At 61.9% G+C, this 16,699-nt stretch carries 6 protein-coding genes; 3 read left to right on the top strand and 3 right to left on the bottom strand.

From position 1 onward, the window contains the following. Positions 1-39: 39 nt before the first annotated feature. The 3 genes from NTD81_RS08950 to NTD81_RS08940 all read right to left on the bottom strand — a co-directional run bounded on the left by NTD81_RS08950 (position 40) and on the right by NTD81_RS08940 (position 10,582). The gene (locus NTD81_RS08950; RefSeq protein ID WP_262181769.1) at positions 40-8,862 is read right to left on the bottom strand and encodes an autotransporter-associated beta strand repeat-containing protein; all 8,823 of its coding nucleotides are present in this window, start codon (positions 8,860-8,862) and stop codon (positions 40-42) included. 323 nt (positions 8,863-9,185) lie between these two features. Beyond that, complete coding sequence (locus tag NTD81_RS08945; RefSeq protein ID WP_262181767.1) at positions 9,186-10,133, bottom strand: peptidylprolyl isomerase; 948 nt, start codon at positions 10,131-10,133, stop codon at positions 9,186-9,188. Next, complete coding sequence (locus NTD81_RS08940; RefSeq protein WP_262181764.1) at positions 10,133-10,582, bottom strand: YbjN domain-containing protein; 450 nt, start codon at positions 10,580-10,582, stop codon at positions 10,133-10,135. The genes NTD81_RS08945 and NTD81_RS08940 overlap by 1 nt, the downstream gene beginning before the upstream one ends. Positions 10,583-11,240: 658 nt before the next feature. Here NTD81_RS08940 and bcsQ point away from each other — a divergent pair. From bcsQ to bcsB, 3 genes are read left to right on the top strand one after another with little or no spacing between them, the layout of a single operon-like run. Next, positions 11,241-12,257, top strand: coding sequence for a cellulose biosynthesis protein BcsQ (gene bcsQ, locus NTD81_RS08935; RefSeq protein WP_262181762.1), 1,017 nt, complete (start codon positions 11,241-11,243; stop codon positions 12,255-12,257). Continuing rightward, complete coding sequence (bcsA, locus tag NTD81_RS08930; protein ID WP_262181760.1) at positions 12,254-14,443, top strand: UDP-forming cellulose synthase catalytic subunit; 2,190 nt, start codon at positions 12,254-12,256, stop codon at positions 14,441-14,443. Before bcsQ ends, bcsA begins: the two co-directional genes overlap by 4 nt. Then, positions 14,440-16,692, top strand: coding sequence for a cellulose biosynthesis cyclic di-GMP-binding regulatory protein BcsB (bcsB, locus tag NTD81_RS08925; protein ID WP_262181758.1), 2,253 nt, complete (start codon positions 14,440-14,442; stop codon positions 16,690-16,692). The genes bcsA and bcsB overlap by 4 nt, the downstream gene beginning before the upstream one ends. Positions 16,693-16,699: the final 7 nt, after the last annotated feature.

Below are 16,699 nucleotides of genomic sequence, written 5' to 3'. Positions count from 1 at the left end.
AACTCCGCCAGATGAGTCTGGCGGAGTTTTTTATGGGCCTTAGAAGCCCAGGCTGAAGCTCAGGGTCAGCGCATGGTCGCGGTTATCGCTGGACAACTGCCCCGAATAGCCCAGGCCCAGCTTGCCCGCCACACCGACGCTGACATCCAGCCCGGCCTCGAGCACGGCGGCATCCTTGGCGATTGGTACGCCTTGGTTGCTGAACGCGGCGCCGCCGTCGACGAAGCGCAGGTCTGCGTCCGGCGTGGTGTCGCCATAAGCGTGGCGCCAGCCAATGCTGGCGCGCGGAGTCAGCTCGGTGCCATTGGCCAAAGTCAGTGGTTTAGCAACACGCAAGCCTAAGGTGCTGAATAACTGCTCATGTTGCACCTGTGCTTCTAAGCGTGCGGCCCCCCCATGTTCTTTACCCTTAGCACTGCGCTGATCGACATAAGCCAGGGCTGCGAAAGGCTCAAGGGCTACACCTGCCACCTGCGTGGTGTAGGCCAGCTCACTAAAGACTTGGGCCGTTTCAGCCTTGTATTTGCCCTTGTGTTGTTCGCTGTAAGCGCCGGCTGCGACCTGGCGTTTGCTGTCGATGTTGTGCCACGTATAGCCAATGCCTAAGCGTGCCGCGAAGGCATCCAACTGGTAGCTGAGATAGCTGCTGAGGTGATAGCTGTCGATTTTGCTGTCGCTGTTGAGCGTGCTGGCCTTAAGGCTGGTGTTGGTTTGCCCGGCGGCGATACCGGCGCGCCATTGCTCGTTCAGATTGTTGTCGTAGCCGAGCATGAAACCAGACAGGTCACGTTCGGTGCTGGCGTTAGCCGCGCTGCCGTCGTCTTGACTGCGGCCGCCCAGCGCGCTGAACCAGCCGACCCCCTGGCCTTGGCAGCCGCTGCTGCTGGACTGGGCGCTGGCCGGGGCGAGGGCGTTACGTAGGGCCAGGTTGCTGCAGTCGCCCTGGCGCATGCGGTCGTTAACGCTGTTGCGCAGGTAGCGGCTGTCCTCCACCAAGGCGCTGGCGGTGCTGGCATGGATCTCGCCGGAGAGGCTGGCGAACGCCGCCTGTGCCGAGGCGCGGTCCATGCTGGTGATGGTGCTGCGCAGAGTGGCCGGTGCGGCAGCCGAGTCCAGGGCGGCGGCGGTGCTGCGTTGATTGTCATTGCGGGCAACATCGGCAAAGGCCACGTCGTTGCGTGCTACCGACAGGCTGACGTCGTGGCTGCCATAGGTGAGCGTGGTGTCGATGAAGGCCAGGTTCGATGCCCCGCCGAGGCTGTCGAGGTTGTTGCTGGCGAATTTGCCGTTGATGCCACCGGCAGCGCTCAGCAGGGTGTAGGTGGTGTCGCCGGTATACGCCGCCGGCGCGAGCAGGTTCAGCGTACCGGCCAGGTTGGCGCTGCCGCCCACGGCCAGGTAGCTGGTGGGCAGTGGCGTCAGGGCGATGCTCAGGGTGCCGTTACTTTCGTTTGTGAAGTTGCCGGTGACGCTCAGGTTGCCGTTCGGACCAGGCTGTACGGTGCCTTTGTTGATCACGCTGTTGACGGTGCCGGTACCGGTGAGTCCGGCGCCGTTGGCGACGACCACGTCGGCCGCCAGGGTCGTGCTGAGCGGCGCGGCGAACAGCGCCATGCGCGTGCGGGCAGCCACCGGTGGCGCGCTGGCGAGCATTTGACCCACTTGCAACACGCCCTCCTGGATAATGAAGGTGCCACTGAAGCTGTGATCACCGGTGAACAACAAGGTGCCGGCGCCGCGCTTGAAGGCCGTACCGGTACCGTTCAGGGTGCCGCTGAAAGTGCCGTTCACATTCTGTTGGAAGATCAGGTCGGCGTTGTTGAGGATCGAGCCTTGCAGACTGTTGCTGTTGCCTTGCAGGGTGCCGCCGGAGACCGTGGTGCCACCGCTGTAGCTGTTGCTGCCGGTGAGAATCAGCGTGCCGCTGTCGAGTTTCTCGATGCCACCCTGACCGCCCATGGCGGCACTGATCAACACCGAGACGGCGTTATCGACCCGAATCACCGCCGCACTGCCGGCGCTGCTATTGATCGGGTTCAAACCATTGCCCTGTGCGCCAATCAGCTGATAACCGTTGCTGAGGAACTGCAGGCCGCTGAAGGCCTGCTGTCCAAGCACCGTCACCGTACCGCCGATGCCGCCGAAGACAGCAAACTGGCTGTCCCAGGTACTGTTCTGACTGCCGTTGGCATTGCTCCAGTTACTCGCGTCTCCCCAGACGCCGTCGCCACCGTGAATAATACCGGTGGATTGGTTGTTGTTACCGTTCCAGAACTGCAAAGCACTGCCGGAAGAAGCCTCGACCACTAGATTGATCTGGTTGGCGATGCTGGTTTGCACTTGCAGTTGGTTAGCCGCAGTGCTGCCTGGCAGGTTACCTAGGCTCAGGCCATTGTCAGTGAGGGTGCCGCTGTAGTCGGCCAGGCGATATACCCCCAAGCCGAAGCCTCCGGCATCGCGGATGTTGAGGATGCCGTCCAGTGCTAGATCACCGTTGACCTTGAGCATCCCCGGCGCGCCGGTAATTGGCGCGCCGAGTAGGGCGTCCAGATTGGCGTTGGCGCCCAGGCTGAGGTTGCCGGTTGTCAGGGTGTTGCCACTGCTGATCAGCAAGTGCGCGTTATCGGCGACAGTCACTGCGCTGCCAATGTTGCCTGTACCGCTCAGGGTCGCGCCGCTGGCAACGCTCAGCGCAGAGGTGTTGAGCGTCGCGCTGCTGGCCAGTGCGAGGGTGCCAGCGGCCACTTCAGTGCTGCCGCTAAATTGGCTGCTACCGGACAAGTTCAGCGTGCCGCTGCCGGTTTTAACGAGGCTGCCGTTGCCACCTAAGGCACCGGCAAAATTGCCGGCCGCGACGCTGAACAGGCTGTTGTTGGCCAGGGCGACAGTGCCCAGGCCATCGAGTCGCGCCACGCTGTTGTGGCTGTCTACGCCCAGTGTCCCTGCCGCGTTGAGCAATACCTGGGCGGCGGACGAGGTATTGCTGCCTTGTAGGTTAAGGCGACCCGCGTCGATCTGGTACGTGCCGTTGAAGTTGCTGCTGCCTGTCAGGTTGAGGTTGTTGACCCCTTGCTTGAGCAGGGTGCCGTTGCCGCTTAGCGCGCCACTGAGGGTCAGGTCATGCTGGCTGGCTAAGGTCAGGCGGGAGTCGAGGTGAATAGCGTTGCCCACGCTCATGGCCGCGCTGCTAGCGAGCTTGCTCACGCCGGCGACAGTCAGTTGGCCGGTGCCCAGGGCGGCGTTGTGGCCCAGCAGCAGGGTGCCGGCGTTGAGCGTGGTGCCCGCGTAGTTGTTGCCCTGGTTCAGGGTCAGCGTGGCGCTGCCGTTTTTCACCAAAGCGCCATTGCCAAGCACCAGACCATTCAGTACGAGGTCATGGCTGCCGCCCAGCGTCAGGGCACCATTGAGATTGAGGGTGTTGCTCAGGCTGAGCGCCGTGTTGCTGTCCAGGGTGGCGCCAGCGAAAGTGGTCAAGCTGCCGGAACCCAGGGCGCCGGCGTTGCCCAACACCAGGGTGCCCGCGTTCAGTTGGGTGCCGCCGCTGTAGGTATTGGCGTTGTTGAGCACCAGGGTGCCGCTGTCCAGCTTGTTGAGCATGCCAGCGCCGGAGAGGTTGACGTCGAGGCTGGCGATCTTGCCGCTGTCGACGCGTACGGCGGTGTAACCACCGATACCATTGACCAGTTGCAACTCACCGGCACTGCCGCCGGTAAGGGTGTAGTCGTTACTGAACTGCAACCCGTTGACGCTTTGGTTGCCGTCAACGCTGACGGTGCCCGCCGCACCTTGGAACACCGCAAAAGTGTTGTTCCAGGCGCCGTTGAGGATAGCGTTGCTGGTGGTCCAGTTGCTGTTGGTGCTGTTCCAGGTGCCGCTTCCGCCTTCGACGGTGCCATTGCCGGTCAGTTGGCTGCCGTCCCAGAAACGGATATCGGCCGAGCCACCCACCACCAGGTTGATCTGGTTGGCGACGCTGCTCTGTAGTTTCAGTTCGTTGGCCGGAATGCCTATCGGCAGCCCGTTGAGTTGCAAGCCGTTATCAATCAGCAAACCGCCGTAATCGAACAGGCGGTACACACCGATGCCAAAGCCGCCGGTATTGGTGATATTGAGCTTGCCGTCGAGGGTGAGGTTGCCGATGACATTGGCCAGGCCCGCTGCGCCCGGGGTGGCGGTGCCTAGGGCGACGTCGAGGTTGGCGGTGCTATTGAGCCCCAGATTGCCAAGGGTCAGCACTGAACCACCGGCCAGGCCGAGGTGGCCGCCGTTGGCGACGGTCACGGCACCGCCCACTGCACCACTGCCGGCCAGGGTTGCGCCGTTCTCGACCGAGACACTGGCGCTGCCCAGATTGCCATTGACCCGCAAGGTGCCGCCGGCCACGGTGGTCGCCCCGGTCAGGTTGCTGTTGCCACTGAGCAGCAGCGTGCCGCTGCCATTCTTGTAGAGCGTGCCGTTTCCGCTCAGGGCGCCACTGAAAGTACCCTCGTCAACCCGGAATTCGCCCGCATCGAGCTGCACATTGCCGGCGCCGTTGAGCTGGTCTGTAGCGGCTCCCGCGATCAGTTGCAGGGTGGCGCCAGCCGCGACATTGATCGCGTTCGGCTCGCCCAGCGTGACGTTGGTGTTGCTGATCAGGCGCCCGCCATTGATGTTGTAGATGCCGTAGAACCCGTTGCCACCGTTGAGAGTCAGGGTACCGGTGCCGGCCTTGGTCAGGCTGCCCATGCCGGTAACGGAACCGTCCAGGGTCAGGTTGTTGCTGCCCTGTACGGTCAGGTTGCCGCTGATGGCGACGTCGTTGCCGACGGTCAAGGCGCTGCTGCTTTCCAGCGCGGCGGTCCCGGCGACATCCAGCCGGCCAGCGCCCAGTGCGTTGGCATTGCCCAGCACCAGGGTGCCGGCGTTCAAGGTGGTATTGCCCTGGAACAGGTTGTTGCCGCTCAAGGTCAGCATGCCGCTGCCGTCCTTGACCAGCCCGCCGGCGCCGGACACCACGCCGTTAAGGGTCAGATCGCTGCTGCCGGCTACGGTGAGTTCACTGTTAAGCGTGACGGCATTGCTGAGCGCGATATTCGCCGCGGCCTGCAAAGTGGACGCGCCGCCGACCGTCAGCGTGGTGTTGCCCAGCGAGGTGTTCTGGCCCAGGCGCAAGGTGCCCTGGTTCAGGGTGACCGTGCCGTTCAGGGTATTGGAGCCAGTCAGGCTCAGCGTACTGGCGCCGTTTTTGATCAGGTTGCCGGAGCCGGAGACGATGCCGCTCAGGGACATGTCGCGGGTGCCGAGAACGGTCAGGTCGCTGTTGAGCGCCACGTTGTTGCCAACCAGCGCGCCCGCGCCCGGCAGGCTGCTGTCGAGCGTGGTGCCGCCGGACGTATACAGCTCGCCCGCGCCCAGCGCGCCGCTGTTGCCCAGTACCAGGCCACCGGCGTTGAGCCAGATATTGCCCAGTTGAGAGTTGTTGCCATTGAGCGCCAGGGTGCCGGTCCCGATCTTGAACAGGCCGCCGGCGCCGCTGACGGCGCCGTTCAGGGTCAGGGTGGTGCCAGCGTCGACCTGAATGTTGGACACGCCGGAGAACACCATGCCATTGCTCAATTGCACATCGCTGATGTCGGTGCGCAGGTAAGTGCCGGAGGCAAGGCTCAGGGCGCTGCTACCCAGCGCGCTGTTATTGCGCAGCACCAGGGTGCCGGCGCTGAGGGAGGTGCCACCGGTGTAGCTGTTGCTACCGGCGAGGACCAGGCTGCCTGCACCGCTTTTCTGCAGTTTGCCGGTGCCGCCGACAGGCGCTTCGATCAGCGCCGTGAGGCCGCTGTCGACGATGACCAGCGCCGAACCGCCCGTGCCGTTGATCAGGTTTAGGCTGCCTGCCGTCCCTGCGGTCAACGCGTAGCCGTCGGTCTTGAATTGCAGGGCGCTGACGCTCTGCGAACCTTCGATGACCACCGTGCCCGAGGCTGCCTGGAACACTGCCGAGACACCTGTCCAGACACCGTTGATGGCCCCGCTGGACTTGGTCCAGTTGGTATTGGTCGCGTTCCAGACGCCGCTGCCACCCTCGACGGCGCCGTTGCCGGCCAAGGAGATGCCATCCCAGTACTGGATCGCCAGGGCCGACGAGTTGACGACGATGTTGGCCGTCTTGGCCACGTTGTCCATCGACAGGGTGATCTGCCCGAGCACCACATCCGCCGGGAAGATGCCCGGGTTGGCACCGCCGTAGTTCAGGGTGCCGGTGTAGTTGATCAGGCGGTAAGTGCCGTTGGCCAGGCCACCGGCATCGCTGAAGTTGAAGGTGCTGTTGTTGATCGCCACGTTGCCGGTGACGTTGAGCATCGGCGTGGCGATGGTCGGCGTGCCCAGCCCGATATCCAGGTTGCTGCCACTGGCCAGCGTCAGCGTACCGGTATTGAGCGTGCTGCCGCTGGTGACGGCCAGATGGCCGCCGCTATTGATGGTCACGCCACCGGTGAGCGTACCGCTGCCGCCGAGGGTCGCGCCGTTGGCCACGGTGACCAGGTTGCTGGCCAGCGAGCCGCTGGAGGCGATGTTCAGGCGACCGGCGCTGACCGTGGTGTTACCGCTGAGGCCGCTGATACCGCTCAGGGTCAAGGTGCCAGTACCAGACTTGGTCAGGGCTCCCAAGCCGCTGAGTGCCCCGGAGAAGGTCGAACTGGCGTTGCCGGCGCCCACCGTGAAGGTGCTGCCGGCGATGACGGTCACCTGACCGGCGCCGCTCAGGCTGTTGATGCTGTTGCTGGCCGTCAGCGCGACGGTTGCACCGCTGCCGACCAGCAGGTTCGGGTTGTTGCCCAGCGCGTTGGCGACCGCTGCGGTGACGGTGCCCTGGCGCACGTCCAGCAAACCGCTGAAAGCGTTGGCATTGAACAGCATGAGCTCTTCGGTCCCGCTCTTCACCAAGGTGCTGGTGGCGGTGCCGGTGATCTGGCCCATGTGAATGATCTGCACATCGTTGGCGAACTCGAGGGTCACGTCGCTGTTGATGGCAATCGACGTGCTCGACACCTGCGCCGTGGTGTACGCCAGACGGCTGTCACCGGTGGCAGTCAGGGCGCCGCTGCCCAGGGCGCCGGAGTTGGTGGCCACCGTCAGGGTGCCGCCATTGAGCTCGACGCCGCCCTGGAAGTTGCTGGTGCCGGTCAGGGTCAGGTTGCCCAATCCGCTCTTGATCAGTTTGTTGGCCGCGCCGCCGGTGATGTTGCCGTTGAGGCGCAGCGCGAAGTCGCCGCTGACCGTCAGGTTGCTGTTCAGCGCCACGGCGTTGTTCAGCATCACCGACTGGGTGGCGCCCAGGCTGGATGGGCCGGACACGGTCAGCGCGCCGCCACCCAGTGACGTGTTGTTGCCGACCAGCAGGGTCCCGCCGGCGAGCGTGGTGCCGCCGCCGTAGGTGCTGGCGTTGGACAACACCAGCGTGCCGGCGCCATCTTTGTTGAGCACGGCACTGGCGTTGCCCAGCAGCGCCCCACTCAGCGTCAGGTTGCCGGTGCCACCAAAGTTCACGGTGCCGGTGAGGTTGATGATGTTGCTCAGGGTCGCGGTGGCGCCGGAATCGATCCGGGTGCCGGTTGCGGCGCTGACGGCGCCGGTGCCCAGGGCCTGACTGCTGCCGATGATGAGCGAGCCGGCGTTGAGGGCGGTGCCACCGCTGTAGGTATTGGTGCCGTCCAGGCGCAGGACACCCGTGCCGGTCTTGGTCAGGGGGGAGGTGCCGTCGCCCGAGATCACCCCGCTGAGGGTGATGTTATTGCTGCCGCTCACCGTCAGACCGTTGATGCCCGAGAGGGCGTTCACTTCCAGGTTGATGTCATTGGCCAGGATCAGCGTGGAGGCCGCGAAGGACGAGAGCGTCGCGCCGTTGGCGTTGACGATGCCGGTACCAAACACCCCGCTGTTGTTCACCCACAGCGCCCCTCCGCTCAGTCTGGTACTGGTGGTGGCGCCGGTCAGCAACGCGCCGCTCACGGTCCAGCTACCGCTTTGCACCAACAGGTTGCTGAAGTTGAGGAAGTTCGCCGCAAAGATGGTGCCGCTGCCCCCGCTTCCAGAGCCACCACCGATAGCGTTCTGCAGCGCCAGGGTGTTGGAGCCGCCGGCACCGCCATCGACGATTCCGGGGGCGAGGAACACCAGGTTCGGGTTAGAAGCGACGGTCACGCTACTGGCGCCGGACACACCCGATGCCTGCACTCCCGAGCCGGTGATCGCGTTGAAACGGTTGTTACCGCCCCCGGCCCCCATGGACAGGCTGCCCCCCAATGAGCCGCTGTTAGTGAAGGTGTTGCCCTCGGCCGAGGCCTGGAAAGCAATCCGGCCATAAGCCGTGTTGGTGTTGAACATCTCGACCTGGGCACCGCCGTAGACCGCCACGGTCGGCATGTTGGCCACTTCCAGCGTCCCCCCGACGATCACGTTGGTGAAAATGGTGCCGTGGTTGACGATGGTCACCTTGCCGCCAGCACCAGCCTCCACATCCAGGGCCATGCCCTTGAGGTCGACGATGGAGGCGCCAGGGTTGGCGCCGGTGCCGGAAATCGAGCCGGTGGGGTTATTGGAGATGGTGATGTTCTGCGTGCTGCTGTTGCCGACTTTCAGACCGGTGGTCGGCAGGCTCTGTTGCCCGCTGTAGGACGGGTAGATCTGGCCGCTGTTGACGACGATGTTGTTGCTGCCGGTGAGCTGGAGCACCGGGTCGCCGCTACCGTCGGAACTGACAATAGCGCTGCCGATGACGTTGACCGTCAGGTTGCTGGCAGAACTGGCGAAGTTCTGCTGGTCCGTCCCATTACAGTTGACAGTTTCGCCAAGTATCGGAATGTTAGGGGTACAAGCAGCCATGGCGCTAGGCGCGGGCATAACCGTACAGAGGCCCAGTATGGCCAAGCTGACCGCTGTAGATAAGCGGGTGCGCTTGCTCGTCAAGCTAAGAGCTGAACCTGTACCCACACATTACTCCTCAATGTGGATCAGGCCGTTCGAGCCCTGAACAAGGGCTTTGAGCGGGGAGCTGTGCCCCGTGAAACGACCTGACCAATTCTTATTAATTTTTGTCGTTGAGGCGGCGCTCAACCCCAGGCACCCACACCTGGCCACACTGGGTTTTGCTCCTGCCCGGGCAATGCTGGGCGCCGTTGCTCTGGCGCCGCGCACAGGGCCGTCAGTCAGTCAGGTTGTTGCAGCACCTTGCTCAGCGCCGCGCCATCAAGGCTTAGGGTGGCGTTGTTAAACATGTCACGGAGGTATTTTTGTGCGGCCTGCTCTTGTTGGCTGGCGCGCAGTGTTTCGCGCAATTGCCCGCGCACTTCTGCTAAGCCGGCTTGACGTGCAGGTTGCAGCTCGGTGAGTTGGATGATGTGAAAGCCCAGCGGCGTTTTAATCGGCGCGCTGACTTGGCCCACCTCAAGTTGGCTAACGCTGCTGCGGATTTCCGGGATCAGTTGTCTCAATGGCTGTAGGCCAATATCGCCGCCACGTTCGGCACTGACCTGCTCTTGCGAGTAGCGTCGAGCCAGCTCGGCAAAATCAGCATCTTTGGCCTGGGCTTTTTGGCTCAATGCGAGGGCCTGGCTGTACACACTCTCCGCCGCCTGAGGGGCTGGCACCGTCAGGAATATCTGGCTTAAGCGGTAGCTGGCAGCCACTTGCAAGGCGCCTTTGTTGGCCTCATAGGCTTGCTGTAGGGCCTCTTCAGAGGGAAAGTCTTCAGGTACTTGGGTGACTGAGTTGAGGTAGTTGCGCAGAACAATTTGTTCAATCGCGGCACGGATTTGCGCCTGCACCTCGGGACGAGCAGCCCACTGCTGCGCTTCGGCTTGCTGGTACAGGGACTTTTCCGCCAAACGCGCGCGCAGCCAGTTTTCCAGTGCTACGCGCTCGCCTTTGAGCGCGTCACGGGTGGCCGCCGGTAGTTGCGCGAGCAGGCTGTGTAGCTCATCGGCACTGACCTGCTGATCGCCCAGGCGGGCGACTACGGCGCTGCTGTCTTTAACTGGCGGTGCAGTTTGAGCAACGGCGGTGACGGGGGCGTCTGTCGGGCGTAACCACAAAGCCACGGCAAGCGCCACTGCCGTCAAGGCGCCTGCACCCAACCAAAGAGTCGTACGGGCCATTATGCGCTGACCTGCTGTGTAGGCTCAGCGGTGGCGGTGAAGTCCCGCAGATAAACCGTGAGTGCCTGCAGCAGGCGATCCCATACCACCACGCTGCCTAACAGATGCTGCTGACTGATACCGTCGGCGACGATGACGTCTTGTTCCAATACCAAGAAATCAGCTTGCACTGAGAGACGACAGAAGCGCCGGCTGGCATTCCACTGATTGACTAGGTTGGGTGCAAGCTCGCCTTGGATGCGTAGCGCACAGCTGTAGGTGAAATCTAAAAACTCACCGGGGGCGGCCCCTGGATTGCCCAAACGCACACTAAAAGCCAGGCCCTGACTGGCGCTCAGGAGTTGGACTAAACCGTTTTGTTCGTGGTGATTAACGCGAAAGCCGGCATCTTGGAGGAGGGTGGTGAGGGTCTCGACACTTACTGATACGACCCAGTCAGTTTGGCTCATGTCTTATTCTTATGAAGGTAGTGATAGCTGCGCTTTTTAGCATAAGTGGTACATCAGTACTATGAATATGTAGGCTTTTAAACGCTCAACTCAGAGCCACTCGGTCACGGCGGGCTCTATTTAATGGCCCCTGAAATAACCTTTGTTTTGCCTGTTTATTCAGCTTTAAATCAAATTAAATCAATTGTTTAGCTTGATTTTACTGAGGCCTTCAGGGCGCACATTAAAGTGCCCAGACCCAGGCCAATTTGCTTCGGTGCGAGCAGGGCGAATTGAGCCGTGCTTGCCGCCAGCCGTCGCGCTCGACCGGAGCCGCTAGGAGGCTTGTGATGAAGGGCTTCGGGTAAAAAAAGCTGACTTATAGCCCAACAGTCGCACAAAAAACCAAAATGCAATTGACACTATGGTTTCATGTCGCTGTAGAATTGACGCAATTAAAAAAATAATTGCGAAAGTTCATTTAGGCGTCAAGGAAATGGCTTTTCGCTCGTCTGCTGCAGCACAGCTAGGGGCAACTATGAGCGTTCCGAGCGACATATCGAACCTATTCAAACTGTTCGGCGATAGCGCTGACGGTTATCAGGAACTCGCTTCTGGGCCAGTCCAGTCATCTCAGTCTGGTTGGTCAACGCCAAGCAGGATTGAGCCTGCGGCCATAGTGCCTGAGTCGGCAGAGCCGGAGTCTGAGCCTGTTGTGGTGCAGCAAGCCGAGGCGGGTTGCTGCGCTGTTGCCGCGCCAGCTGTGCCGGTACGCGGGCAAAAGGACGAGCAGGTGTGGACCTCCCAGGGCTTGCAAGGTCTGTTGGCCGGTCTGGCCCAGCAAGACTCGCCAGCCAGTCCCGAAGTCCTGGCGCCACAACTCAGCAGCCAGCGTCCTGACTTACAGCACATCCGCGTGATTGCCGTCGTGTCAGGTAAAGGTGGGGTGGGCAAGAGCACCATGGCTGCCAATTTGGCCGTGACTTTCGCTAAAGCGGGCAGTGCCGTGCTGGTGTTGGAGTTAGATCCACAAAATGCCTTACGCCAGCACTTTCGTGCCGCTGAACCGTCCGCTTGGGCCGCTGCGGCGGGGCTGGCGGTGAGCGCTGCGCAGATAGCCGAGCAGTGCTTGCACAGCAGCGATGGGGTGACGTTGTTGCCCTATGGCGTGATCGATGAGCCACGGCGTCGTGAGTTTGAGCAAAGCCTGGCTAACGATCCGCATTGGCTGGCGCAACAGTTGGCGGATTTGCACCTGAGCAAGGGCACCGTGGTATTGCTCGATACACCACCGGGGCCGTCGGTGTACTTGCAGCAAGCCTTGAGCGTGGCCAACTTGGCCCTGGTGGTGAGTTTGGCGGACGCGGCGTCCTACACCGCCTTGCCGTTTATCGACAGCCTCATCGCCACTTACAGTCAAGAGGCGGCGGACTTTGTTGGCAGCAGCTATCTGATCAATCAGGTCGATCCCTCGCGCAAGCTTAATCAAGACATTACCCAGATCATGCAAGGTCTGTTGGGCAGCCGCCTGGCTGGCATGGTGCATGCCGATCCAGCCATTGGCGAGGCCTTGGCGTACAACCGCAACGTGTTCGAATACGCCCCCAACAGCAGCGCCTGCCAAGACATTGTGTGCTGTGCGCAGACCTTGGTTGAACGCTTAGCGGCCAACTCCCACGGCGAGCAAACAGCATGATTAATCGGTTTAACCGGCTCGGTAAGTTCTTACTGGGCCCGGCCTCTACATGGAAGCCTGACACTCATTTGCGTTCGGCGCTGCGCACCGCGCGTAACCTGCTGACCTTGCTGCTGCTGGTGGTGATCGTCGCAGTACCGCTGGATCTGGAGCAGCAGGCGGTGTTTTCCGCGATCTGTCTGGCCGTGACCCTGGTGCTGCGGCGCTATGCCAACCGGGCGACGATCTTGGCGATGATGGTGCTGTCGACCATTGCTTCGCTGCGCTACATGTACTGGCGGGTGACTGACTCGCTGGGCTTTGAAACCACCTTGGAGTTCGTTCTGGGTTACGGTTTGGTGCTGGCCGAGCTGTACGCGTTGTTGGTGCTGTTGCTGGGGTATGTGCAAACCGCCTGGCCGCTCAAACGCAAGCCGCTGTTGCTGCCGCGTGACAGCAGCGAATGGCCGACCGTGGATGTACTGATCCCGACCTATAACGAGCCGCTGGACATCGTGAAGTTGACGGCCTTTGCCGCGCAGATGATGGATTGGCCGCAGGACAAGCTAAAGATTTACGTGCTCGATGATGGGCGCCGTCCGGAGTTTCGCGAGTTTTGCGAGCGCGCAGGCCTAGGCTATATCGTGCGCGACAATAACTTCCATGCCAAAGCCGGCAATCTTAATCACGCCCTGACGCAAACCAGTGGCGAATACATCGCCACCTTCGATGCCGACCACGTGCCGACGCGCTCGTTTTTGCAGGTCGGCATGGGCTGGTTCCTTAAAGATCCCAAGTTGGCGCTGTTGCAGACGCCGCACTATTTCTTCTCGCCGGACCCCTTCGAAAAGAACCTGGATACTTTCCGCACGGTACCCAACGAAGGCGAGCTGTTTTACGGCTTAGTACAGGACGGCAATGACCTGTGGAATGCCACATTCTTTTGCGGCTCGTGCGCCATCATCAAGCGCGCGCCGTTGGAAGAAGTGGGTGGGATTGCCGTGGAAACCGTGACCGAAGACGCCCACACCGCGCTCAAGCTCAACCGCGTCGGCTACAACACCGCTTATCTGGCGTTGCCACAAGCGGCAGGCCTGGCCACCGAGAGTTTGTCTGGGCATATCGGCCAGCGCATGCGCTGGGCGCGCGGCATGGCGCAGATCTTCCGCATCGACAATCCGTTAATGGGCAAGGGCTTAGCCCTGGGCCAGCGCCTGTGCTACTTCAACGCCATGTTGCACTTCTTCTATGGCTTGCCGCGTTTGGTGTTTCTCACCGCACCGCTGGCTTACCTGTTCTTTGGTGCCCATGTGTTCCAGGCCTCGGCCATGATGATTCTGGCCTATGCGCTGCCGCATATCCTGCTGGCCAGTATCACTACCTCGACCACCCAGGGGCGCTTCCGTCACTCGTTCTGGAACGAGGTCTACGAGACGGTATTGGCCTGGTACATCATGCCGCCGGTGCTGGTGTCGATGATTAACCCCAAGCTGGGCAAGTTCAACGTCACGGCTAAGGGCGGGGTGATCGACCGCAGCTACTTCGACTGGAAAATGGCCACGCCCTATATCGTCGTGCTGCTGATCAACCTGTGCGGCGCGGCGGTGGGTATAGGCAAGTTGCTGTTGGGCCTGGAGGTCAGCATCACCACCTTGCTGATCAACCTGGCCTGGACCTTCTACAACATCATCATCTGCTCGGCGGCGGTAGCGGTGGCGGCCGAGAGTCGCCAGGTCCGCAGTGAGCCCCGGGTATTCGCCCATCTGCCGGCCACTGTGACCTTGGCCGACGGCCAGCGCATCGCTTGCATGACCAAGGATTTCTCCCAGCGCGGAGTGGGCCTCGAACTGCCGGAAGGGGTGCAGGTGCCCCGTGGCGAGCTGGTCGAGGTGTCGCTGTATCGCGATCAGCACGAAGCGCAATTCCCCGCCAAGGTGGTGTTCAGCCAGGGCGACAGCCTGGGCCTGCACTACGAGCACTTGGCCATCGAGCAACAACGCGAGCTGGTGCGTATGACCTTTAGCCGCGCCGACACCTGGGCGGTCAACTGGGGGCGCAGCTCCGTCGATACCCCTTTGCGCGCCTTAGCTGAGGTCAGTGGCATTGGTTGGCGCGGCATACGCCTGCTGAGCATTGCCAGCGCTAACGAAGTCCTGCGGCGCCTAGGCCAATCTTTCACCACTCTTACTCGTTCGAGGAATACATGAGTCGTACATCTCCCGGCTTATTAGCGATGGCGTTGCCGTTGTTGTTGAGCATGCCAGCATCGGCTGCTGAGGACGTAACTGAGGTGAGCGCTGAGCCCGCGCAGCCGGTGAGTATCGTAGAGCCGAGCTTTAGCGCCACCCTCAAACAGTTGGGCACTGACTACACCATGCAACTGCGCGGTGTTGAAGGCAGCGACAGCGTGAGCTTCGATGTGCGGGCTGATCAGGTGGTGACGCAGGCCAAGGTCAACCTCGAATACAGCTATTCGCCCGCGCTGCTGCCGGACTTGTCGCAGATTAACGTGCTGGTCAACGATCAGCTTGCCGCGAGCCTGGCCCTGCCTAAAGAAACCGCTGGCACCTTGCTCAAGCAGCAGGTGGAGCTGCCGCCGCAGTTGATCACCGAGTACAACCGCCTGAGCTTCCAGCTCATTGGTCACTACACCATGGAGTGTGAGGACCCGTTGCATTCGAGCCTGTGGGCTAAGGTCGGCAACAGTACAGAACTGCAGCTGTTTACCGAGTACGTGGGACTGGGTAATGAGCTGGCGCGCCTGCCGCTGCCGTTCTTTGATCAGCGTGACTCGCGCCTGCTGCAACTGCCTTTTGTGTTTGTCGGCAGCCCCGACAGCCAAACTTTAGAAGCCGCCGGCACCGTTTCGTCGTGGTTGGGCGCGTTGGCCAGCTATCGCGGCGCGAAGTTCCCGGTCAGCCTCGGTGAGTTGCCGCAGAAGGGCAACGCCATCGTGCTGCTCAACGGTAGCGCCGCCTTGGCGGGCTTTACTGATGTGCCTAAGGATGTGCCGAGCCTGACCATCGCCGATAACCCCAACGACCCGCAGGGCAAGATTCTCCTGATCGCCGGCAAAGACGCCGCCCAGCTTAAGCTGGCCGCGCAGGCGTTGGTCAGTGGCAGCCAGGTGTTGTCCGGCGCGCAAGCGCGGATCGATAAAGTCGCCAGCCTGGCGCCGCGTAAACCCTACGACGCGCCTAACTGGCTGCCCAGTGATCGCCCGGTGCAGTTGGGTGAGCTGACGCGCTTGCGTGACCTTAATGTCTCGGGCTTCAGCTCCGGCATTATCAGCGTGCCGCTGCGTTTGCCGCCGGATCTGTTCAGCTGGCGTGAGAAGGGCGTGCCGCTGCACCTGCGCTATCGCTACACGCCGCAGCCGGTGGCCAATGACTCGTCGCTGCTGGTGAGTGTCAGCGGCAAATTTATTAAGTCCGAGCCGCTGCCGTCGCGCGAGCAGTTAAAAGACCAGCAGTCGCTGCTGGCCAAGATCCGTCAAGACGACACCTTGCTGCGTGAGCTGGACCTGTATATGCCGCTGGAGAGCATCCCGCTGCAGGCGAATTTGCAGCTGCGCTTTATGTACGACTACATCAAAGAAGGCCAATGCCGTGACGTGATTGTCGACAACATGCGCGGCACCGTGGAGCCGGATTCGACGATCGACCTCAGTGGCTACCAGCACTTTATCGCCATGCCCAACCTGGGCGTGTTCCATAACAGCGGTTTCCCTTTTACCCGCCTAGCGGACTTGTCGCAAACCAGCGTGGTGCTGCCAGCCAATGCCGCTGCGGCTGAGCTGTCGCTGTACCTCGAACTGCTGGGGCGCTTTGGCCAGTCCACCGGCTTGCCAGCCAGTGCCGTCACCGTCACCGATGGCGAAGACCCGGCGTTGCTCAGCGACAAAGACTTGCTGGTCCTGGCTCTGGGCAGTCAGCCTGAGTTGTTGCAGCGCTGGGCGCAGTACCTGCCGGCGAGTGTCGATGGCAGCGCGCGCTTTGAACTCTCCGACTTGGTCCACCACGTGCGCAACTGGTTGACCACCGATAGCCAAATTAACGCGCGCCAAGCCCACAGCAATGTGTCGCTCACCAGCGGCGGGGCCGGGGCTTATCTGGCCGGCTTTGAGTCGCCACTGAGCAGTGGCCGCAGTGTGGTGGTCGTGGCCGCCAACAGCGCGGAAAAACTCGGTGAAATCAGTGCCGCGCTGCGCGGCGGTGAGGACTACGAGCAAAACATTCAGGGCAGCCTGGCGGTAATCAACGGCAAGCGCATCAGCTCGCTGGTGGCCGAGGAGCAGTATTTCGTCGGTGATCTGGGCTGGTTCCGTTACCTGCAATGGCTGTTGGCGCGCAACCTGACGGGCATGTTGCTGCTGACGGCCTTGGGCGTGGGCCTGATTACCCTGGTACTGTTCCTTAGCCTGCGGGCTCGGGCACGCCAACGTCTCAACGGTTAAGAGGGGG

Origin of the sequence: Pseudomonas sp. 5P_3.1_Bac2 (assembly GCF_025465995.1) — a bacterium.
Taxonomy (GTDB): Bacteria; Pseudomonadota; Gammaproteobacteria; order Pseudomonadales; family Pseudomonadaceae; genus Aquipseudomonas.
This window is presented reverse-complemented; position numbering and strand designations above follow the sequence as displayed.

Coding starts and splice junctions, on each gene's coding strand:
- NTD81_RS08940 (WP_262181764.1), bottom strand. CDS start 10,582: ATGAGCCAAACTGACTGGGTCGTATCAGTAAGTGTCGAGACCCTCACC.
- NTD81_RS08950 (WP_262181769.1), bottom strand. CDS start 8,862: ATGGCTGCTTGTACCCCTAACATTCCGATACTTGGCGAAACTGTCAAC.
- NTD81_RS08945 (WP_262181767.1), bottom strand. CDS start 10,133: ATGGCCCGTACGACTCTTTGGTTGGGTGCAGGCGCCTTGACGGCAGTG.
- bcsB (WP_262181758.1), top strand. CDS start 14,440: ATGAGTCGTACATCTCCCGGCTTATTAGCGATGGCGTTGCCGTTGTTG.
- bcsA (WP_262181760.1), top strand. CDS start 12,254: ATGATTAATCGGTTTAACCGGCTCGGTAAGTTCTTACTGGGCCCGGCC.